The 21,722-nt window shown below is 45.8% G+C and carries 17 protein-coding genes, 4 tRNA genes and 3 rRNA genes; 1 reads left to right on the top strand and 23 read right to left on the bottom strand.

The annotated features are described in order from the left end of the window. Positions 1–7: 7 nt before the first annotated feature. The 16 genes from ACXABW_RS03160 to trmJ form a co-directional block, all read right to left on the bottom strand. Positions 8–622: a YfgM family protein gene (locus ACXABW_RS03160; RefSeq protein WP_265688249.1), complete on the bottom strand. Its 615-nt coding sequence runs from the start codon at positions 620–622 to the stop codon at positions 8–10. Positions 623–670: 48 nt separating this feature from the next. After that, positions 671–1,939: a histidine--tRNA ligase gene (gene hisS / locus ACXABW_RS03155; protein WP_252029664.1), complete on the bottom strand. Its 1,269-nt coding sequence runs from the start codon at positions 1,937–1,939 to the stop codon at positions 671–673. Positions 1,940–1,964: 25 nt separating this feature from the next. Continuing rightward, positions 1,965–3,089 (bottom strand): flavodoxin-dependent (E)-4-hydroxy-3-methylbut-2-enyl-diphosphate synthase, encoded by a 1,125-nt coding sequence (ispG, locus tag ACXABW_RS03150; RefSeq protein ID WP_252029663.1) that lies wholly within the window; start codon positions 3,087–3,089, stop codon positions 1,965–1,967. A gap of 9 nt (positions 3,090–3,098) precedes the next feature. Continuing rightward, positions 3,099–4,076, bottom strand: coding sequence for a cytoskeleton protein RodZ (rodZ, locus tag ACXABW_RS03145; RefSeq protein WP_252029662.1), 978 nt, complete (start codon positions 4,074–4,076; stop codon positions 3,099–3,101). Positions 4,077–4,429: 353 nt separating this feature from the next. Beyond that, positions 4,430–5,551, bottom strand: coding sequence for a bifunctional tRNA (adenosine(37)-C2)-methyltransferase TrmG/ribosomal RNA large subunit methyltransferase RlmN (locus ACXABW_RS03140; protein WP_252029661.1), 1,122 nt, complete (start codon positions 5,549–5,551; stop codon positions 4,430–4,432). Between the two features lie 219 nt (positions 5,552–5,770). After that, positions 5,771–6,196, bottom strand: a complete 426-nt coding sequence (gene ndk, locus ACXABW_RS03135) for a nucleoside-diphosphate kinase (RefSeq protein WP_265688252.1) — start codon at positions 6,194–6,196, stop codon at positions 5,771–5,773. 62 nt (positions 6,197–6,258) lie between these two features. Then, positions 6,259–7,554, bottom strand: a complete 1,296-nt coding sequence (pepB, locus tag ACXABW_RS03130; RefSeq protein WP_252029659.1) for an aminopeptidase PepB — start codon at positions 7,552–7,554, stop codon at positions 6,259–6,261. A 165-nt stretch (positions 7,555–7,719) separates the two neighbouring features. Beyond that, positions 7,720–7,914, bottom strand: a complete 195-nt coding sequence (gene iscX / locus ACXABW_RS03125) for a Fe-S cluster assembly protein IscX (protein WP_265688253.1) — start codon at positions 7,912–7,914, stop codon at positions 7,720–7,722. 36 nt (positions 7,915–7,950) lie between these two features. Continuing rightward, the gene (gene fdx, locus ACXABW_RS03120) at positions 7,951–8,289 is read right to left on the bottom strand and encodes an ISC system 2Fe-2S type ferredoxin (protein WP_004747803.1); all 339 of its coding nucleotides are present in this window, start codon (positions 8,287–8,289) and stop codon (positions 7,951–7,953) included. 11 nt (positions 8,290–8,300) lie between these two features. After that, positions 8,301–10,154: a Fe-S protein assembly chaperone HscA gene (gene hscA / locus ACXABW_RS03115; protein ID WP_457523949.1), complete on the bottom strand. Its 1,854-nt coding sequence runs from the start codon at positions 10,152–10,154 to the stop codon at positions 8,301–8,303. A gap of 22 nt (positions 10,155–10,176) precedes the next feature. Then, positions 10,177–10,692 carry a co-chaperone HscB gene (hscB, locus tag ACXABW_RS03110; protein ID WP_457523947.1) on the bottom strand — a complete coding sequence of 172 codons (516 nt, stop codon included), beginning with the start codon at positions 10,690–10,692 and terminating at the stop codon, positions 10,177–10,179. Between the two features lie 64 nt (positions 10,693–10,756). Next, positions 10,757–11,080: an iron-sulfur cluster assembly protein IscA gene (gene iscA / locus ACXABW_RS03105; RefSeq protein ID WP_252029655.1), complete on the bottom strand. Its 324-nt coding sequence runs from the start codon at positions 11,078–11,080 to the stop codon at positions 10,757–10,759. A gap of 69 nt (positions 11,081–11,149) precedes the next feature. Beyond that, positions 11,150–11,533, bottom strand: coding sequence for a Fe-S cluster assembly scaffold IscU (iscU, locus tag ACXABW_RS03100; protein ID WP_252029654.1), 384 nt, complete (start codon positions 11,531–11,533; stop codon positions 11,150–11,152). 55 nt (positions 11,534–11,588) lie between these two features. Continuing rightward, positions 11,589–12,803, bottom strand: a complete 1,215-nt coding sequence (locus tag ACXABW_RS03095; RefSeq protein WP_265688256.1) for an IscS subfamily cysteine desulfurase — start codon at positions 12,801–12,803, stop codon at positions 11,589–11,591. 29 nt (positions 12,804–12,832) lie between these two features. Beyond that, positions 12,833–13,336, bottom strand: a complete 504-nt coding sequence (gene iscR / locus ACXABW_RS03090; RefSeq protein WP_252029652.1) for a Fe-S cluster assembly transcriptional regulator IscR — start codon at positions 13,334–13,336, stop codon at positions 12,833–12,835. 113 nt (positions 13,337–13,449) lie between these two features. Further along, entirely contained in the window at positions 13,450–14,181 is a 732-nt protein-coding gene (gene trmJ, locus ACXABW_RS03085) for a tRNA (cytosine(32)/uridine(32)-2'-O)-methyltransferase TrmJ (protein ID WP_457523944.1), read from the bottom strand. A 177-nt stretch (positions 14,182–14,358) separates the two neighbouring features. On the opposite strand from trmJ, the gene suhB reads away from it, so the two are divergent. After that, a complete protein-coding gene (gene suhB / locus ACXABW_RS03080; RefSeq protein WP_252029650.1) occupies positions 14,359–15,162 on the top strand; it encodes an inositol-1-monophosphatase in 804 nt (267 codons plus the stop codon). A 673-nt stretch (positions 15,163–15,835) separates the two neighbouring features. Here suhB and ACXABW_RS03075 read toward each other — a convergent pair. From ACXABW_RS03075 to ACXABW_RS03045, 7 genes are all read right to left on the bottom strand, one after another. Continuing rightward, positions 15,836–15,912: transfer RNA gene (locus tag ACXABW_RS03075), tRNA-Trp, on the bottom strand. 36 nt (positions 15,913–15,948) lie between these two features. Then, positions 15,949–16,025, bottom strand: a tRNA-Asp gene (locus ACXABW_RS03070). Between the two features lie 41 nt (positions 16,026–16,066). Further along, positions 16,067–16,182, bottom strand: a 5S ribosomal RNA gene (rrf, locus tag ACXABW_RS03065). A gap of 90 nt (positions 16,183–16,272) precedes the next feature. Further along, positions 16,273–19,162: ribosomal RNA gene (locus tag ACXABW_RS03060) — 23S ribosomal RNA — on the bottom strand. Between the two features lie 299 nt (positions 19,163–19,461). Then, positions 19,462–19,537, bottom strand: a tRNA-Ala gene (locus ACXABW_RS03055). Between the two features lie 43 nt (positions 19,538–19,580). Continuing rightward, positions 19,581–19,657, bottom strand: a tRNA-Ile gene (locus ACXABW_RS03050). A gap of 68 nt (positions 19,658–19,725) precedes the next feature. Next, positions 19,726–21,278, bottom strand: a 16S ribosomal RNA gene (locus ACXABW_RS03045). Together the 16S, 23S and 5S rRNA genes with 4 tRNA genes alongside form the textbook arrangement of a ribosomal RNA operon. Positions 21,279–21,722 lie beyond the last annotated feature (444 nt).

Raw genomic sequence — 21,722 nt, 5'->3', positions numbered from 1 at the left:
GCCCTTATTACTTGGCTAGATCGTCCAGCTTCATTTGCAGAGTTTGACTCGCATCTTCCGCCTGTTGAGCTTCAGTGTAAGCAGCATAAGCCGCGGCTTCATCACCTTTACGCAGAGAGATATCACCACGTAACTCAGCAATACGACCAGCCCAACTAGGATCCTTGATCAGCTCTAGCTCTGCGATAGCACCATCATAGTTTTGCTGCTCTGCTTGGATACGAGCGATACGGTAAGACGTCACAGCTTTAAGCGCGTCATCTTTAGAGTTGGCTTTAGCCCACTCTAACTGAGCAAGCGCCTCATCAAGGTTATTCGCTTCAACCTGTACTTTTGCTAACTGAAGAGCAGCAAGTACAGAGTATTCAGAACCTTTGTTCGCATCAATGAATGTTTGAATGCTCGCTTCTGCGTCTGCGCCTTGAGTTTGTAGCGACGTAATTACACTAGTGTAAGCTTCTGATGCCGCTTCTTGACCTTGCAGAACTGAATCCTGGTAATAGCGCCAGCCAAATAGGCCACCGAGACCAATAACGGCACCAAAGATCACGGCTTTACCGTTCTCTTTCCACCAGTCTTTAATCGCTTCAACTTGTTGTTCTTCAGAATCGTAGAGTTCCACTTCCTGTCCTCTTAATATTTCTTAAATTTCGGTATCTATGACCAAAACTTACAGTAATTTTGCTAACTGCTCAGCTACTTCAGCTTGAGAGTACGTAGTTTGATCGCCGCCAATGAGATCTTTCAAAACGACGTTAGATTCAGCGACTTCATTTTCACCAAGCACTAGAGCAACTGCGGCACCGACTTTATCAGCACGCTTAAATTGCTTCTTGAAATTACCACCGCCGAAATGGTTCATAACACGTAGCCCAGGAACCTGCTCACGAAGTTGCTCGGCCAGTTTCATTCCAGCCATCATGGTACCTTCACCCGCAGTCACCATGTAAACATCAACGCTACGACGAACTTCTGTTAGTTCTAGAGTTTCCATCATGAGAACTAAACGTTCTAGACCCATCGCGAAACCAACAGCTGGTGTTGGTTTACCACCAAGTTGCTCAACTAGACCATCGTAGCGACCACCGCCACATACCGTACCTTGAGCACCTAAGCTTTCAGTAATCCATTCAAATACCGTGCGATTGTAATAATCAAGGCCACGCACTAAACGTTCATTTACCGTGTATTCGATACCAGCAGCGTCTAGAAGTTCACACAAACCTGCAAAATGTTGTTTTGATTCTTCATCTAAGTAATCAGATAAGCGTGGTGCATCACCAAGGATTGCCTGTACTTCAGGGTTTTTAGAGTCCAATACACGTAGCGGATTAGTGTGCATACGACGCTTGCTGTCTTCATCGAGTACATCGATATGCTGTTCAAGATGAGCAATCAGTGCAGTACGGTAGTTTGCACGCGCTTCAAGTGAACCAATAGAATTCAGCTCTAAACGTACATGCTTGTCGATACCCAAATCACGCCATAGTCGAGCCGTCATCATGATCAATTCAGCATCTACGTCTGGACCATTTAATCCAAACACTTCTACACCACATTGGTGGAATTGACGGTAACGACCTTTTTGTGGGCGCTCATGGCGGAACATTGGCCCCATGTACCACAAACGTTGCTCTTGGTTATAAAGCAGACCATTTTCGATGCCAGCACGTACACAGCCTGCTGTACCTTCAGGGCGCAGCGTTAAGCTGTCACCATTACGGTCTTCAAATGTGTACATTTCTTTTTCAACCACATCGGTCACTTCACCGATTGCACGGCTAAATAGATGAGTCATCTCAACGATTGGCATACGTACTTCGTTGTAGCCGTATGCACTGATGACGTTTTTAACCGCACCTTCCACTTTTTGCCACAGTGGAGATTGAGTTGGGAGGCAGTCGTTCATGCCTCGGATTGCTTGGATTGTTTTTGCCACAGTACTTACCGTAATGTCGTTGAGATTAATTTGATTCGATTTGGTTTACATCAATGCGATTGCTTTCATCAAGCACTGATGCTTTTGCGCGAATTTTAGCTTCAAGCTGAGCAACAAGATCATCATTGTCAAAACGCTCTTTCTGACGTTTACCGTCCTCATAAAAAGCACTTTTCTTGTTACTACCCGCTAAACCTAGATGGGATACTTCTGCTTCACCTGGGCCATTAACAACACAACCAATAATAGAAACATCCATTGGTGTGATAATGTCCTCTAGACGCTGCTCTAGTTCATTGACTGTGCCGATAACATCGAACTCCTGACGAGAACAACTAGGGCAAGCAATAAAGTTTATGCCACGAGAACGGATGCGAAGAGATTTTAGGATATCAAAACCAACTTTGATTTCTTCTACAGGATCCGCAGCCAGGGAGATACGTAGCGTATCACCAATGCCTTCAGCAAGTAACATACCTAAACCAACCGAAGACTTAACTGCGCCCGCTCGTGCACCACCGGCTTCAGTGATACCCAAGTGTAGCGGCTGATCGATCTTGTTTGCCAAAATGCGGTATGAGTCTACCGCTAGGAAGACATCAGAAGCTTTCACGCTTACTTTGAATTTATCGAAGTTAAGTCGATCTAGAATATCTACATGGCGCATTGCTGACTCTACCAATGCTTCAGGCGTCGGTTCGCCATACTTCATTTGGATGTCTTTTTCTAAAGAACCGCCATTTACACCAATACGAATTGGAATGTTTTTGTCGCGTGCACAGTCAACAACCGCGCGAATACGATCTTCTTTACCAATGTTACCAGGGTTAATACGCAGACAATCAACACCATATTCAGCAACTTTAAGTGCGATACGGTAGTCAAAATGGATATCCGCTACTAGAGGAATGGATACCTGCTGTTTAATTTGCTTGAACGCTTCAGCCGCATCCATGGTAGGTACAGAGACTCTAACGATGTCTGCACCCACATTTTCTAACGCACGAATTTGAGCAACAGTTGCTTCTACATCTGTCGTGCGGGTATTTGTCATTGACTGCACCGCGATCGGGGCGCCGTCACCAATAGGCACATCGCCCACATAAATACGTGTCGATGGGCGACGTTTGATAGGAGACTCGTGTTGCATATTAACTTTCTAAGGTAAGGTGAATCTTGCTACTTTACCTGAAGTATACCCAGAAAGGTCGACAGGTTCACTCGCAAATGTCATCGAAACACTTTCTGGAGCACCAAGAATGACATTAAATGGCGCTTCACCGGATAACTCGAGGTTTTGGCCTGCTTTCTTTATGCCTGTAGATAAGGTTTTTCCATTAGCATCTTTTACTTGGATCCAACAATCCGCACTAAAAGACATGGCTAATAATTTGTCAGTAGAAATGACAACAGATTCAGGTTCTTCCACTTGCTCAACTTCAGGTAGCTGAGCAGGTACAGGTGATTCTTCTACGATGGCTTCAGACGTTACCTCATTTGCCACCTCAAGTTCGGAAGTGTCTGCTACTTCGGCTACCTCAGTAACTATAGGCTCAGCGGCGACTTCAGGCACTACCTCAACAACTTCTACGTCGTCCGATGGCTCCGCAGCAGAGGTTATCGTAGCAAAACTGCCTGGCTCAGAAGATTCATCTTGTACGACACTGACTTCTTCAGGTAAATCATCAATGATGGCTAAAGTGTCAGTTTGTTGGTTTTGCCACCACCACACAGAGGAAATACCAATCATTACAGCAAGGATACCCCAAGTAATCCCCATGATGCGGCTATCATGGCGCTCTCGTTTGGTTTTCTTGGAGAAGCTCAACATCTCATGTTCTTTATGCTGTGCACTTCCACAATCATCAAGCGCGCATAAAACGACAGACTCTTCCAGCCCTACCGCTTTCGCGTATGAACGCAGATAACCACGAGTAAATGTAGCGACCTGTCCAGATTCAAAGTTGTTTTCTTCAATTCCCTGAATAATCGATAAACGTAAGCGTAAGCGATCTGCAATTTGTTTTTGTGAAAGGCCTAACTCTTCTCTACGAGATTTAAGTATCGTACCCGCTTCAATTTTTGGTTGTTCCGTGTCCGTCTTTTGTTCGGTTACTGCGTCTTGTTCAGTACTCATTAGTGTTGTACTTCTCTGTCGTAGTTTTTCACTACTTTGTAACTTTCATTCTTTATTGTTAGTAGTTACTGTGCGGAAAAACAAAATTCATTCAGGGTTTCCCCTATTTAAACAAAGCAGATTTCAATGCTCTCCACTTCATTCCATGTCAAAAACCTGATGCAAAATTGATATTCAGGTTAATTTGCAATTCTAATAGATATTTGTCGTTAAACAACATTACCTTTATGTAGAAATCACAAGCAGTTCAAGGTTTTTCCTAATTTTTACAAAGAAAGGCTGAGAATGTTTCAGAATTTACAAATACAACAAAGCCAGAGCATGCTCTGGCTTTGTTGTATAAAAAATACTAGTTAAACCGCTTTCACGGGAATCGCTTCACCCGACAGCTGTTTTTGCTGAGTTCGCTTGGTTCTGTCAATCACGTCCCCAACTAACTGGCCACACGCAGCATCAATGTCGTCACCACGAGTTTTACGAACCGTCACTGTATGCTCGTATTGCATCAATGTTTTCTGGAAACGGTCGATTCGAGAGTTACTTGGCTTCTTATATGGTGAACCCGGATACGGGTTAAATGGAATTAAGTTGATTTTACACGGAGTATCTTTCATTAGCTCCGCCAACTCACGAGCATGGTCCATGTCGTCATTCACATGATCAAGTAATACGTATTCAACGGTCACTTTGCCACGGTTAGCATTCGATGATGCAATATAGCGACGAACTGACGCAAGAAAATCTTGGATATCCCAACGATCGTTGATTGGCATGATTTCACTACGTAACTTATCGTTTGGCGCATGTAATGAAATAGCAAGTGCCACATCAATATTGCCAGTCATTTGATCTAATCCAGATACAACACCAGACGTAGAAACTGTGACACGGCGTTTAGACAAACCAAAACCAAGATCATCAAGCATCAACTCAAGCGATGGGATCAGGTTTTTCATGTTAAGCAGTGGCTCACCCATCCCCATCATCACGACGTTAGTGATTGGGCGTCGGCCAGTTTCTTTCTCGAGGCCAATCTCACGTGCAGCACGCCATACTTGCCCTATAATTTCCGATACTTTTAGGTTGCGGTTGAAGCCTTGTTGCGCTGTTGAGCAGAACTTACACTCGAGCGCACATCCAACTTGCGAAGATACACACAACGTTGCACGGTCATCCTCAGGGATATAAACCGTTTCAACATCTTGGTCGCCAACTCGCATTGCCCATTTGATGGTACCGTCCGAAGAGTGCTGTGCATCTGATACGTAAGGAGCACGAACTTCACAACGATGTTGAAGCTTTTCTCGGAGCTTCTTATTAATGTTGGTCATTTTTTCGAAGTCATCAACACCAAAATGGTAGATCCACTTCATAACTTGATCGGCGCGGAATGCTTTCTCGCCTAACTCTTCAGCGAACAGTTTGCGTAATCCCTTGCGATCAAAATCGAGTAGATTGATTTTTTCAGTGGTCATGTAGCCTCTCAATGACGGAACAGTAATTAAGGGCGCGAATTGTACAGCGTTTGTTCACCTTCAACAAGGCTTGTAAACACAGTAATTTAGTAAGGTATTAATATAAGAAAGGTTATTTTTTGTACAGGGAAATGCAAGTACGTCTTTTTATCTCTGTACTAAAAAGAAAAAGCCTTGGCATATCGCCAAGGCTCTCAGCTATCACTATCATTCTGAGGATTAACGTGGGCAAATCTCAGATTCAGGGAAGAAGAACTCAATTTCGCGTGCCGCTGACTCTGGGCTATCAGAACCATGTACCGAGTTGTAACGCATACTCACAGCATAATCAGCACGGATAGTGCCACACGCCGCTTCTTCTGGGTTAGTTTTACCCATTAGTTCACGGTAACGAGCAATAGCATTTTCACCTTCTAGTACCTGAACCATAATTGGGCCAGAAGTCATAAACTCTTTAAGAGCTGGGAAAAACGGCTTGCCTTCATGCTCAGCATAAAAACCACTCGCTTGCTCTTCCGTTAGGTGAACCATTTTAGCGGCAATGATTTGTAGTCCCGCTTTCTCAATACGGTGATAAATTTCACCAATCAAGTTTCTTTCTACTGCATCAGGCTTAACGATCGAAAATGTTCTTTCTAGAGCCATAAGGTATCCTTTTACTTCGATTATTGTAGTTATGACGGCAGCGAACTCGCTGCCAAATCTGATTAATTAGCTTGCTCAGTGAGGATGCGTGCAAGTGTTCTTACGCCCATACCCGTTGCACCTGCAGACCATTTATCACTTGCAGACTTACGGTAAGTACCAGCGCAATCAAAGTGCAGCCAACCTTTCTTGTAATCTTCAACAAAGTAAGAAAGGAATGCAGCAGCCGTACTTGCACCCGGTGTATAGTCACCGCTACTGATATTTGACAGATCAGCAAAATTAGAAGGCAACATTCCGCGGTGGAAATCGGCGAGAGGAAGCGGCCATAAGCCTTCTTTCTCTTCACGAGCAGCATTAAGCGCCTGATGCGAAAGCTCATCATCAAAACTCATTAGCGCGTGGTAGTCATTACCTAGAGCATTTTTAGCAGCCCCCGTTAAGGTAGCGCAATCAATAATTAGCTCAGGTTTTTGCTCGCTCGCATAAATTAGACCATCCGCCAATACCAAACGTCCTTCTGCGTCGGTATTCATGATTTCTACCGTCTTACCGTTTTTGTAAGTAATGACATCACCCAGTTTCAATGCACGACCTGAAATCATGTTCTCTGCACAGCAAAGAATTAGCTTAACGCGCTTGTTTAGACCACGCATGATAGCAAGGCCTAAACCACCAGTAATAGTACCTGAGCCACCCATATCAGCTTTCATTGCCGTCATAAAGCCAGACTGCTTAATGCTGTAGCCGCCAGAGTCGAACGTAATGCCTTTACCCACAAGACACGCATAGACAGGAGCATTTTCATCGCCTGTTGGATTAAAGTCGAGTTGTAACATTGCCGATGTGCGCTCAGAACCGCGACCTACCGCGTAAATCCCTTCCCAGCCTTCGGTCAGTAGATCCTTGTCTTTTACGATCTTAGCTGTGACAGTGCCTTCAGGAGCAACAGATTTAATGAACTCGGCCGCCATGGTTGCTAGCTGGCGGGGTGCAACTTCTTCAGCACTCTTGTTGATAATGTCACGAGTCCAATCCGTTGCTTTAATGCGAGCTTCGATTTCTGCTTGATCTGCGTCGGCAAGTGATTCCCACTCAAGCGTATTTAATTTCTTTGGACCACGGTAACCTTGTTGAAACGCCCAAATATTTTCAATATTCCAGCCTTCGCCTTTCAAAAATACGGATTGAATACCCTGTGCATCCAGTTTACGCGCAGCACGTTGAACCGCACCAAGATCATGGCCTTCGCCAAGATGAATGGTCGCTCCATTTTCTGAAAAAGATAAAATAGCTTTTTCTCCCCACTGAGGCTGGGCAGAATCTTGGCTGATGAATACTGACATCTGTGTAGACATGGTGTCTCCTTGTCTGGTGGTATTAGTGTTTACCATCGTTTTAGATAACGGTTCGATGTTAGCATTATGTAGGTCGAAAGTGTCAAATTGATAAAAAAACGGGCCATTAGGCCCGCTTTTTTTAGTAGAAATTGTTAACTGCGCGATGTTTCTTCAACAAATCAATTAATCTGCTTCGTCCATCCAACACAGAATAATTGCCTCTAGGATTTTCTCGTTAGAGCGATTTGGTTCATCGTCAAACTCTTCTAGATCCATCACCCACTGATGCAAGTCAGTAAAACGCACTGTCTTTGGATCTGTATCTGGGTATAGGTCGCACAGTTCAATTGCGATATCTCTTGAATCCGTCCATTTCATTGCCGTACTCCTTGCTTTACTTCACTGTTATAAAGTTTAGTGGTCTTCCGACGCATGGTTTAACGTGTATTTCGGAATTTCAACAACTAAGTCTTCGTCCGCTACTTTAGCTTGGCAGCCAAGACGAGATTCAGGCTCTAAGCCCCAAGCTTTATCAAGCATATCGTCTTCTAGCTCATCGCTCTCTTCTAACGAATCGAAGCCTTCACGAATAACAACATGACAAGTTGTACAAGCGCATGACTTCTCACACGCATGTTCAATACCAATACCGTTTTTCAGTGCAACATCTAATACAGTGTCGCCCGAATTCGCCTCTAAAACAGCCCCTTCTGGGCAAAGATCTTCATGAGGTAATACTATAATCTTAGGCATTTTATTGTCTCTTAAATATCGTTAACCGATTGACCGGAAAGCGCCGCGCGAATAGATTTGTCCATGCGGCGTGAAGCAAACTCTTGGCTCGCTTTATCTGTATCTTTGATCCCCTGTTCAATCGCAGGAGAGTCATCACCATTGCGCAGCGCAATGAGGCTTTCAATTGCTTTTAATAGTTGCTGCTTCTCCTCATCTGACAGTAACTCATCACCATCAGCCTGCATTGCAGCAATCAGTCCTTCAATGACGCGATCGGCTTCGACACGTTGCTCAGCCAAAGCACGAGCATCCATATCTTCCTTCGCATAGGTCATTGAATCTTTAAGCATATTAGCCACTTCATCATCACTTAAACCATACGATGGTTTAACCTGAATCTCAGCTTGTACACCTGTACTCTTTTCCATTGCTGTAACAGACAACAGACCATCAGCGTCTACTTGGTAAGTTACGCGGATATGCGCAGCTCCAGCCGCCATTGGGGGGATGCCTTTTAGAGCAAAACGAGCAAGTGAACGGCAGTCATCAACCATTTCACGCTCTCCTTGCACCGTATGCACCGTCATCGCAGTTTGGCCGTCTTTAAACGTGGTGAATTCCTGAGCACGCGCAACAGGGATAGTCGTGTTTCTCGGGATGATTTTCTCAACCAAGCCGCCCATCGTTTCAATGCCGAGCGAAAGAGGGATAACATCCAGTAGTAACATCTCTGAATCAGGTTTGTTACCTGCCAAGATATCAGCTTGAATCGCAGCACCAATCGCTACCACTTCGTCTGGGTTAATGCTTGTCAATGGTGTACGACCAAAGAAGTCACCAACAAGTTCGCGAACAAGTGGAGTTCGAGTTGAGCCTCCAACCATTACGACTTCCATTACTTCATCAGCACCTACTTCAGCATCTTTCAATGCACGACGGCATGAGAGCAATGTTTTTTTCACTAACGGTTGAATGATCTCTTCAAACTTCTCACGCGTTAACTCGCCTTGCCACCCAAGTACGTCAACATTAGCTTTACCTTCAGTTGATAACGCAATTTTCGCTGCTGTAGCCGCATCCAACAGAGTACGGTTTTGCTCAGCAGAAAGAGGACTTGCTATACCAGTTTGCTGCTGGAAATACTCTGCCACTAGATGATCAAAATCATCACCACCTAGCGCTGAGTCACCGCCAGTTGCTAGTACTTCAAATACGCCTTTTGAGAGACGCAAAATCGATATATCAAACGTTCCGCCACCAAGATCATAAACAGCAATAATGCCTTCTTGTCCGGAGTCTAGGCCATAGGCAATAGCTGCAGCGGTCGGCTCATTCAATAAACGAAGGACATGTAAACCAGCTAGGTTCGCTGCATCTTTAGTTCCAGCACGCTGGGCATCGTCAAAATAAGCAGGTACGGTAATAACTACACCAGCAAGCTCACCGCCGAGTGTTTCTTCAGCCCGTTGACCAAGAGACTTTAATATCTCAGCCGAAACTTGAATCGGATTCTTATCACCTTGATTCGTAACCAGTACGGGTAAACCGTTATCACTCTCCTTGAACTGATATGGCAGTGAAGGATAACGGCTTTGAATATCGTTAAGTGAACGGCCAATCAAACGTTTAACAGAAATAATGGTATTTTCAGGCTCAGATTGCGCTTTTTCTCGAGCATCGTAGCCAATTTTAGATTCCTTGCTCGCGTAGTTGACTACCGAAGGGAGAATACTGCGACCTTGGCTATCAAGCAGAGTTTTTGCTTCTCCTGAACGAACAGAAGCCACTAATGAATTGGTCGTTCCTAAATCGATACCCGCAGCCAATTTATGTTCATGCGGTGCACTGCTTTGTCCTGGTTCAGCAATTTGTAGTAGTGCCATTGCGTAATCCTTATTATTTCAACTAGCCGAGAAGACGCTCTTCGACTTGTTCAATTTCACTTTTTAACTTGGCTATAAATTTGAGTTTGCGAACAGTATCGGCAGCTTCTGCCCACTGTGCTGTTCCCAATTGCTCTGTCACTGAAGTAAGGTGTTGCTTGTAATTCTTCGTTACCTTGCTCTCAAAGTCGAACAGAGCATCCTCAGGAGAGCTACTTGAGGATATATCTTCTAGCTCTTCTCGCAATTCCATCTGTTCCATCAAGAACATAGGATCTTGCATCGTCTGTTGCTCAGCACGGATTTCTACGCCGTTCTCTGCTAAAAGGTACTCTGCGCGAGATATTGGGTGCTTTAACACCTGATAGGCATCATTAATTTGAGCCGCCTTTTGAACGGCCATAAGACGATCTCGTTCAGAAGCCGTAGCAAAGTTGTCTGGATGGAATCGTTTTTGAAGCTCTCTAAACTGAGAAGAAAGAAGGCTACCGTCCAATTCAAACTGGATAGGTAGCCCAAATAACTCAAAGTGGTTCATGAAGAATTTTGTCCTAGGTTACAGGCTCTAGGCCTGATAGACCTAGAGAGACACTATCAAATCGTTATACGTTAAAGCTCTCACCACAACCACATTCGCCCTTCGCGTTAGGGTTGTTGAACTCAAAGCCTTCATTTAAGCCTTCTTTAACGTAATCAAGTTCAGTACCATCAAGGTACACTAAGCTTTTAGGGTCAATGATAACCTTTACGCCCATATGCTCAAAGACTTGATCTTCTTCATTCAGATCGTCTACAAACTCTAGTACATAAGCCATACCCGAACAGCCCGTAGTCTTAACACCTAAACGCAAACCGATACCTTTGCCTCGATTGTCTAGGAATGTTTTCACACGGCTTGCCGCTGTTTCTGTCATAGTAATGGCCATACTGCACCTTAACGTTTCTTAGGTAATGAAGTAAAACAGGGAGCGCAACGCACTCCCATTGTCTTTATTTTATTGGTCGTGTTTCTTTTTGTAATCCGCAACTGCAGCTTTAATTGCATCTTCAGCAAGGATTGAGCAGTGTACCTTCACTGGCGGAAGTTCAAGCTCTTCTGCAATCTCGGAGTTTTTGATTGCTGCTGCGTCGTCGATGCTCTTACCCTTTACCCACTCAGTAACAAGTGAGCTAGATGCAATCGCACTACCACAACCGTAAGTTTTAAATTTTGCATCTTCGATAATGCCTTCTGGCGTTACCTTGATTTGCAGTTTCATTACGTCACCACACGCAGGAGCACCAACCATGCCGCTACCTACAGAAGGATCTTCTTTATCGAATGAGCCAACGTTACGTGGGTTCTCGTAGTGATCAATTACTTTTTCGCTATATGCCATGATATTTTCCTCGAATCCTCTAGTTCTATCCTTAGGGTTTGTACTATGAACTGAATTAGTGGTGTGCCCACTCAACTGTGCTCAAATCAACCCCTTCTTTATACATATCCCATAGAGGAGACATGTCGCGCAGCTTGGTTACCGCTACACGGATTTGTTCAATTGCGTAATCCACTTCTTCTTCTGTCGTGAAGCGACCGAATGAGAAACGAACTGAGCTGTGTGCTAACTCATCATCTAAACCAAGAGCACGTAGTACGTATGAAGGCTCTAGGCTTGCAGATGTACATGCACTGCCTGATGAAACCGCTAAGTCTTTCAAAGACATCAGTAAAGACTCACCTTCTACAAAAGCAAAACTGATGTTTAGGTTATGAGGTACACGCTGCTCAAAGTCGCCATTTACCGTTACCGCTTCAAGATCTTTTACACCAGCGAATAGACGGTTACGTAAAGCAAGCGCGTGGTCGAAGTCTTTCTGCATGTCTTCTTTAGCAACACGGAATGCTTCGCCCATACCAACAATTTGGTGAGTAGGAAGTGTACCTGAGCGGAAACCACGCTCATGACCACCACCGTGCATTTGCGCTTCTAAGCGGATGCGAGGTTTGCGGCGAACATACAATGCGCCGATGCCCTTAGGACCGTAAATTTTGTGTGCAGACAGCGAGATAAGGTCAACTTTCATCTCTTGTACATCGATAGGCAACTTACCAGCTGATTGCGCAGCATCAACGTGGAAGATGATTTTACGTGAGCGGCATAGCTCACCAATTGATGTGATATCTTGAATTACACCAATCTCGTTGTTCACGTGCATAATAGAAACTAGAACAGTGTCTTCACGCATTGCTGCTTCAAGCTTCTTGAGATCGATAATACCGTTTGCTTCTGGCTCAAGATAGGTAACCTCATAACCTTCACGCTCTAACTGACGGCATGGATCAAGTACTGCTTTGTGTTCAGTCTTACAGGTAATGACGTGCTTACCTTTTTTACCGTAGAAGTGCGCAGCACCTTTAATTGCTAGGTTATCTGATTCTGTTGCACCAGAAGTGAACACAATCTCACGTGGGTCAGCATTCAATAGGTCAGCGATTTGTTCACGAGCTGTATCTACTGCTTCTTCTGCCTGCCAGCCATAACGGTGTGAACGAGATGCTGGATTACCAAAAGTACCATCCATCGTCATGTACTGAACCATTTTTTCAGCCACACGAGGATCAACCGGGCATGTAGCTGAATAGTCGAAATAAATAGGCAGTTTCATTTTCTACTCCAATGTAAACATCGCCGCTATTAGCGTGCGTTAGTACCGATTACTGCGGCACCTTTATTATCTTGTGCAAAACCATGGCTTGCAGCCAAATCAAGATCCTGACGATCAGAGATCTCTAACACTTCGTTGTCGTTCATTAGCTCACCCAGCGTAATGCCGTTTAGAAAGCCACTAATACGCGAGCTTAAATCGCGCCATAGGGTGTGAGTTAAACAACGAGTGCCACCTTGGCAATTTCCTTTACCGCTACATTTTGTCGCATCGACGGACTCGTCAACAGCCGCGATCACTGTACCGATAGCAATTTCGTGAGCATCTGTTCCTAATCGGTAACCACCACCTGGTCCGCGAACACTCGCGACTAAGCCCGCTTTGCGTAACTTAGAAAACAGCTGCTCTAAATAAGAGAGAGAAATACCCTGTCGCTCTGAAATATCAGCAAGAGGTACTGGGTTTTGTTGCGAATGTAGAGCCACATCTAACATGGCTGTCACCGCATATCTTCCTTTAGATGTAAGTCTCATATCACACCATATCCACATTGTTTATGTGGTAAGAAGTTTTTCATACCTGACTAATTTGGTCAAGTATTTATTTGACTAATTTAGTCAGGTATTTAACCATTGACATAAAGTGGTTATTTTACGCCTTTGTTTTGTTTCTCTACTGCTGTCAAAACACCACGTAAGATATTGATCTCTTGTGCTTCAGGACGAGCTCGGCTAAATAAACGGCGCAGCTTATTCAGAACCTGACCAGGTTGCTCCTTGGAAATGAATTGGGTATCAATCATCACTTTTTCAAGGTGGTCGTAGAACATTTCAAGCTCTTTATGACGAGGGTATTCTGCAACTTGCTCGGCAGAGTACTGAGCTTGTTCACGATTAAGATGTGCAACTCTAATTTCGTAACTTAGTGTCTGCACAGCCATAGCTAGGTTGAGTGAGCTATATTCAGGATTTGCAGGAATGCACACATGATAGTGACACTTCTGCAGCTCTTCGTTCGTTAGACCTGTTCTTTCTCGACCAAATACGATTGCCACCGGATGTTTTAATCCCTCAGAAGCAAACATTTCACCACACTCTCTAGGCTCCAACATTGGCCACTCAAGAGTGCGAGAGCGAGCACTAGAGCCCACGACCAAGCCACAGTCACTCACTGCTTCATCTAGAGTAGAAACAACAACGGCATTTTCAGCGATGTCACTAGCACCAGCAGCTAATGCTAGCGCTTGACCATCGACTTCACACTGAGGGTCAACTAAGACAAGGTTACTTAATCCCATAACCTTCATAGCTCGAGCTGCAGAACCTATATTTCCTGAGTGGGAAGTTCCAACTAAAACAACTTTAACTTTATCGAGCATGACCATAACCAGTGAGAATCAAAAAACTGCAAGATACTAACACAAACCTCAGTAAATTTGTGCCTGTGTTTGTAAATGCCGCATTGCAAGGCTAAAAAATAACCACTTCCCTTTTCGTTAATCTCTGATATACTGCGCCCGCTTTTTTCGTTCTTTAACATCCGTTGGGAAATATGTATGCATCCAATGCTTAACATTGCCATTCGCGCTGCGCGCAAGGCAGGCAATCACATTGCTAAATCGCTAGAAAACTCTGATAAGATTGAATCGGCTCAGAAAGGTACACACGACTTTGTTACTAATGTTGACAAAGAAGCTGAAAGTATCATCATCGATACAATCAAAAACTCTTACCCAGAGCATTCTATTGTTGCGGAAGAAAACGGTCTTATCGAAGGTAAAGATAACGACGTACAATGGATCATCGACCCACTGGATGGAACAACAAACTTCCTTAAAGGCTTCCCACATTTCTCTGTTTCTATTGCTGTACGCATCAAAGGAAAAACAGAAGTAGCTTGTGTTTACGATCCAATGCTGAACGAGCTATTCACTGCTCAACGTGGCGCTGGCGCTCAATTAAACAATGCACGTATTCGTGTAAATCAACTGAAAGATCTTCAAGGTACTGTACTTGCGACTGGCTTCCCATTCAAACAGAAGCAACACTCTGAATCTTTCATGAAGATCATGACATCTCTATTTACAGAATGTGCTGATTTCCGTCGTACAGGTTCTGCTGCACTAGACCTATGTTACTTGGCTTCAGGCCGAGTAGATGGTTACTTTGAGCTTGGCCTTAAGCCTTGGGATATGGCAGCAGGTGAACTTATCGCTCGTGAAGCCGGCGCTATCCTAACTGACTTCTCTGGCGGTACTGAGTACATGAAGTCTGGCAACATTGTCGGCTCAAGTGCTCGTGGCGTTAAGTCAATGCTTAAGCACATCCGTGAAAATGGTAATGAAGCGATCCTAAAGTAATTCGCCTCTTTACATATGTGAATATTGAAAGCCCTGCTCATTCGAGCAGGGCTTTTTTGTTCTTGAAACTTGGCCGCTTATACCAGCACGACTAAAAGCAATAAATACAAAGACCAAATATCTCCACTGAAACCTTCAATAGGACAAAGTTGATCTATTCAAACTGCTGACGCAGCAGTCTTGTATATCAGAGATATGTAATCTCGATAATCATATGAACACCAAAAAGCCAAGTGGCTTTGTTTTCGAAGGTTAGCCTAAGGCCTTTAATGTAGAAAGGGGGAATGGACCAACACTCTTGAGAGTCAAACTCCCACAAAAGCATCCATTGGCATTAACTGAGCCTACTGTGTTCTAATACATTAGCGACGATTACAGTGACAGCTAGATAGCAAGAAGGCTCTAGCCTTTCGACTAAAGCCTTAAATATGTCCGGGGTAAAGATATTAGACCTGGCTGGTGCTCTAACTTCCAACACGCTCTATTTTGAATTAGGGGAATCCGCTTCTCTACTGATTCAAACCCAAAAATACAAAAAACCAGCATTTCTGCCGAGGCTTAGTATATGGTGCGGTGGAAAGATTCGACCGTGCTCGCGCTCTAGCTCCCAACATTACTTCATAGAAGCAACAGATGTAAAAAAGCCCCAGCGTTTCCGCTGAGGCTTGATATATGGCAGGGGTGGAGAGATTCGAACTCCCAACACGCGGATTTGGAATCCGCTGCTCTGCCAATTGGAGCTACACCCCTATCTTCAGTTTTTAAGAGCTGAAACTCTGAAATAAATGGCGGAGTGGACGGGACTCGAACCCGCGACCCCCGGCGTGACAGGCCGGTATTCTAACCAACTGAACTACCACTCCGCAGTGGTATCATCCGCCAGAGCAGATGTACTAAATTTAAAGCCTGGCGATGTCCTACTCTCACATGGGGAAGCCCCACACTACCATCGGCGCTATTGCGTTTCACTTCTGAGTTCGGCATGGGATCAGGTGGGTCCACAACGCTATGGTCGCCAAGCAAATTCTTAATTCGGAAAACTGATTTTAAGTTCTAGTTATACACATTCAATGTTCTTATCTGAGTCCATCAAAACCCCTTGGGTGTTGTATGGTTAAGCCTCACGGGCAATTAGTACAGGTTAGCTCAACGCCTCACAACGCTTACACACCCTGCCTATCAACGTTCTAGTCTCGAACAACCCTTTAGGACGCTTAAAGCGCCAGGGAAGACTCATCTCAGGGCTCGCTTCCCGCTTAGATGCTTTCAGCGGTTATCGATTCCGAACTTAGCTACCGGGCAATGCGTCTGGCGACACAACCCGAACACCAGAGGTTCGTCCACTCCGGTCCTCTCGTACTAGGAGCAGCCCCCTTCAATCTTCCAACGCCCACGGCAGATAGGGACCGAACTGTCTCACGACGTTCTAAACCCAGCTCGCGTACCACTTTAAATGGCGAACAGCCATACCCTTGGGACCGACTTCAGCCCCAGGATGTGATGAGCCGACATCGAGGTGCCAAACACCGCCGTCGATATGAACTCTTGGGCGGTATCAGCCTGTTATCCCCGGAGTACCTTTTATCCGTTGAGCGATGGCCCTTCCATACAGAACCACCGGATCACTATGACCTGCTTTCGCACCTGCTCGAATTGTCATTCTCGCAGTCAAGCGGGCTTATGCCATTGCACTAACCTCACGATGTCCAACCGTGATTAGCCCACCTTCGTGCTCCTCCGTTACTCTTTGGGAGGAGACCGCCCCAGTCAAACTACCCACCAGGCACTGTCCTCACCCCAGATAATGGGGCTAAGTTAGAACATCAAACATACAAGGGTGGTATTTCAAGGATGGCTCCAACGATACTGGCGTACCGTCTTCAAAGCCTCCCACCTATCCTACACATGTAGGCTCAATGTTCAGTGCCAAGCTGTAGTAAAGGTTCACGGGGTCTTTCCGTCTAGCCGCGGGTACACTGCATCTTCACAGCGATTTCAATTTCACTGAGTCTCGGGTGGAGACAGCGTGGCCATCATTACGCCATTCGTGCAGGTCGGAACTTACCCGACAAGGAATTTCGCTACCTTAGGACCGTTATAGTTACGGCCGCCGTTTACCGGGGCTTCGATCAAGAGCTTCGACCGAAGTCTAACCCCATCAATTAACCTTCCGGCACCGGGCAGGCGTCACACCGTATACGTCATCTTACGATTTTGCACAGTGCTGTGTTTTTAATAAACAGTTGCAGCCACCTGGTATCTGCGACTCTCAATAGCTCCATCCGCAAGGGACTTCACCGTCAAGAGCGTACCTTCTCCCGAAGTTACGGTACCATTTTGCCTAGTTCCTTCACCCGAGTTCTCTCAAGCGCCTTGGTATTCTCTACCCGACCACCTGTGTCGGTTTGGGGTACGATTCCTTACAATCTGAAGCTTAGAGGCTTTTCCTGGAAGCATGGCATCAATGACTTCACTACCGTAGTAGCTCGACATCGTGTCTCAGCCTTAAAGAGAGCCGGATTTACCTAACTCTTAAGCCTACGCACTTGAACCTGGACAACCGTCGCCAGGCCCACCTAGCCTTCTCCGTCCCCCCATCGCAATTGTAAGAAGTACGGGAATATTAACCCGTTTCCCATCGACTACGCCTTTCGGCCTCGCCTTAGGGGTCGACTTACCCTGCCCCGATTAACGTTGGACAGGAACCCTTGGTCTTCCGGCGAGGAGGTTTTTCACCCCCTTTATCGTTACTCATGTCAGCATTCGCACTTCTGATACCTCCAGCAGACTTTACAATCCACCTTCAACGGCTTACAGAACGCTCCCCTACCCAATACAATAAATTGCATTGCCGCAGCTTCGGTGTATAGCTTAGCCCCGTTACATCTTCCGCGCAGGCCGACTCGACTAGTGAGCTATTACGCTTTCTTTAAATGATGGCTGCTTCTAAGCCAACATCCTAGCTGTCTAAGCCTTCCCACATCGTTTCCCACTTAGCTATACTTTGGGACCTTAGCTGGCGGTCTGGGTTGTTTCCCTCTCCACGACGGACGTTAGCACCCGCCGTGTGTCTCCCGGATAGTACTTACTGGTATTCGGAGTTTGCAAAGGGTTGGTAAGTCGGGATGACCCCCTAGCCTTAACAGTGCTCTACCCCCAGTAGTATTCGTCCGAGGCTCTACCTAAATAGATTTCGGGGAGAACCAGCTATCTCCAGGTTTGATTGGCCTTTCACCCCTAGCCACAAGTCATCCGCTAATTTTTCAACATTAGTCGGTTCGGTCCTCCAGTTGATGTTACTCAACCTTCAACCTGCCCATGGCTAGATCACCTGGTTTCGGGTCTATATCCAGCAACTCGACGCCCAGTTAAGACTCGATTTCTCTACGGCTCCCCTAATCGGTTAACCTTGCTACTGAATATAAGTCGCTGACCCATTATACAAAAGGTACGCAGTCACACCACGAAGGTGCTCCTACTGCTTGTACGTACACGGTTTCAGGTTCTATTTCACTCCCCTCACAGGGGTTCTTTTCGCCTTTCCCTCACGGTACTGGTTCACTATCGGTCAGTCAGTAGTATTTAGCCTTGGAGGATGGTCCCCCCATATTCAGACAGGATATCACGTGTCCCGCCCTACTCGATTTCACTGATTATGATGTGTCGGTTACGGGGCTATCACCCTGTATCGCGAGACTTTCCAGACTCTTCACCTGCATCATTAAAAGCTTAAGGGCTAGTCCAATTTCGCTCGCCGCTACTTTCGGAATCTCGGTTGATTTCTACTCCTCCGGGTACTTAGATGTTTCAGTTCCCCGGGTTCGCCCTGTTAACCTATGTATTCAGTTAACAGTAACTGCTTATGCAGTTGGGTTTCCCCATTCGGAAATCCCAGACTCAAATGGTTTTTACTACCTAATCTGGGCTTATCGCAAGTTAATACGTCCTTCATCGCCTCTGACTGCCAAGGCATCCACCGTGTACGCTTAGTCACTTAACCATACAACCCGAAGGGGTCTTTACGTATGGCAAACAACCAAGGTGTTGTCTCTCATTATTTGAATGAGCGAGAGACATTTCGATTTTGCCGGACTCAAATATGAATAACTCGAAAGTTATTCCCAAGAACACTTGAATGTGTGTTGGTACCTACATCTCTAAGAGACATAGGATTTGAGAACTTTTATTTAGATAACAATCAATCAATCAAATTGTTATCTGTCAGCTTTCCAAATTGTTAAAGAGCTAGATTCATTTAAGAACCATTTTTAAAAGCACTATCGCTAATGCGCTTAAAGATGGTGGAGCTAAGCAGGATCGAACTGCTGACCTCCTGCGTGCAAGGCAGGCGCTCTCCCAGCTGAGCTATAGCCCCATCAAGGTGTCGATACTACCAGCCAATCCCCTGGGAGGAAGATTGGTGGGTCTGAGTGGACTTGAACCACCGACCTCTCGCTTATCAGGCGAACGCTCTAACCACCTGAGCTACAGACCCAGTATCGTCTCTTAAACTTTTTTAAACCATATCAATCTGTGTGAACACTCATCGCAATAATCATCGTATAAGGAGGTGATCCAGCCCCAGGTTCCCCTAGGGCTACCTTGTTACGACTTCACCCCAGTCATGAACCACAAAGTGGTGAGCGTCCTCCCGAAGGTTAAACTACCCACTTCTTTTGCAGCCCACTCCCATGGTGTGACGGGCGGTGTGTACAAGGCCCGGGAACGTATTCACCGTAGCATTCTGATCTACGATTACTAGCGATTCCGACTTCATGGAGTCGAGTTGCAGACTCCAATCCGGACTACGACGCACTTTTTGGGATTCGCTGACCATCGCTGGCTCGCCGCCCTCTGTATGCGCCATTGTAGCACGTGTGTAGCCCTACTCGTAAGGGCCATGATGACTTGACGTCGTCCCCACCTTCCTCCGGTTTATCACCGGCAGTCTCCCTGGAGTTCCCGACATTACTCGCTGGCAAACAAGGATAAGGGTTGCGCTCGTTGCGGGACTTAACCCAACATTTCACAACACGAGCTGACGACAGCCATGCAGCACCTGTCTCAGAGTTCCCGAAGGCACCAATCCATCTCTGGAAAGTTCTCTGGATGTCAAGAGTAGGTAAGGTTCTTCGCGTTGCATCGAATTAAACCACATGCTCCACCGCTTGTGCGGGCCCCCGTCAATTCATTTGAGTTTTAATCTTGCGACCGTACTCCCCAGGCGGTCTACTTAACGCGTTAGCTCCGAAAGCCACGGCTCAAGGCCACAACCTCCAAGTAGACATCGTTTACGGCGTGGACTACCAGGGTATCTAATCCTGTTTGCTCCCCACGCTTTCGCATCTGAGTGTCAGTATCTGTCCAGGGGGCCGCCTTCGCCACCGGTATTCCTTCAGATCTCTACGCATTTCACCGCTACACCTGAAATTCTACCCCCCTCTACAGTACTCTAGTGAACCAGTTTCAAATGCAGTTCCGAGGTTGAGCCCCGGGCTTTCACATCTGACTTAATCCACCACCTGCATGCGCTTTACGCCCAGTAATTCCGATTAACGCTCGCACCCTCCGTATTACCGCGGCTGCTGGCACGGAGTTAGCCGGTGCTTCTTCTGCAGCTAACGTCAAACACTAAGAGTATTAATCTTAATGCCTTCCTCACTGCTGAAAGTGCTTTACAACCCGAAGGCCTTCTTCACACACGCGGCATGGCTGCATCAGGCTTTCGCCCATTGTGCAATATTCCCCACTGCTGCCTCCCGTAGGAGTCTGGACCGTGTCTCAGTTCCAGTGTGGCTGATCATCCTCTCAGACCAGCTAGGGATCGTCGCCTTGGTGAGCCATTACCTCACCAACTAGCTAATCCCACCTAGGCGTATCCAATAGCGCAAGGCCCGAAGGTCCCCTGCTTTGCTCCGAAGAGGTTATGCGGTATTAGCCATCGTTTCCAATGGTTATCCCCCTCTACTGGGCAACTTCCTAGGCATCACTCACCCGTCCGCCGCTCGACGCCGTTAACGTTCCCCGAAGGTTCAGTTAACTCGTTTCCGCTCGACTTGCATGTGTTAGGCCTGCCGCCAGCGTTCAATCTGAGCCATGATCAAACTCTTCAATTTAAGATTTTGTCGGCTCAATGAATACTGAACATTACATAAAGTAATGTTTGAATTGACTGTGCTGAATCCGAAGATTCAATGGCCACTTCGTTTCATTGAAACCTAATTTGAAACCGAAGTTTCTAATTGGATTATCATCAACGAGTGCCCACACAGATTGATAGGTTTAAATTGTTAAAGAGCTTGGCTTTTCAAGAAACTTTTCTCTCAAAGCGGAGGTGCATTCTAGCGAGATAATTTGAAGAGTCAAACACTTTTTCAAATTTATTTTCTCAGAAGCTTTTCACCTCTCTGACGTTGCTGAAGCCTTGTGGCGTCTGCCGTGTCAGTGGATGCGCATTATAGGGAGATTAGATTTGGGTGCAAGCCCTAATTCAACAAAAAACTCCCTTTTTGCATCGTTCGACCAACATTCAATCAATACGTAGAAAAAAAGAGCAAAAC

It is taken from the genome of Vibrio paucivorans (assembly GCF_054053395.1).
The sequence above is the reverse complement of the archived record's forward strand: the minus strand, read 5'-3'. Positions and strand labels throughout refer to the sequence as shown.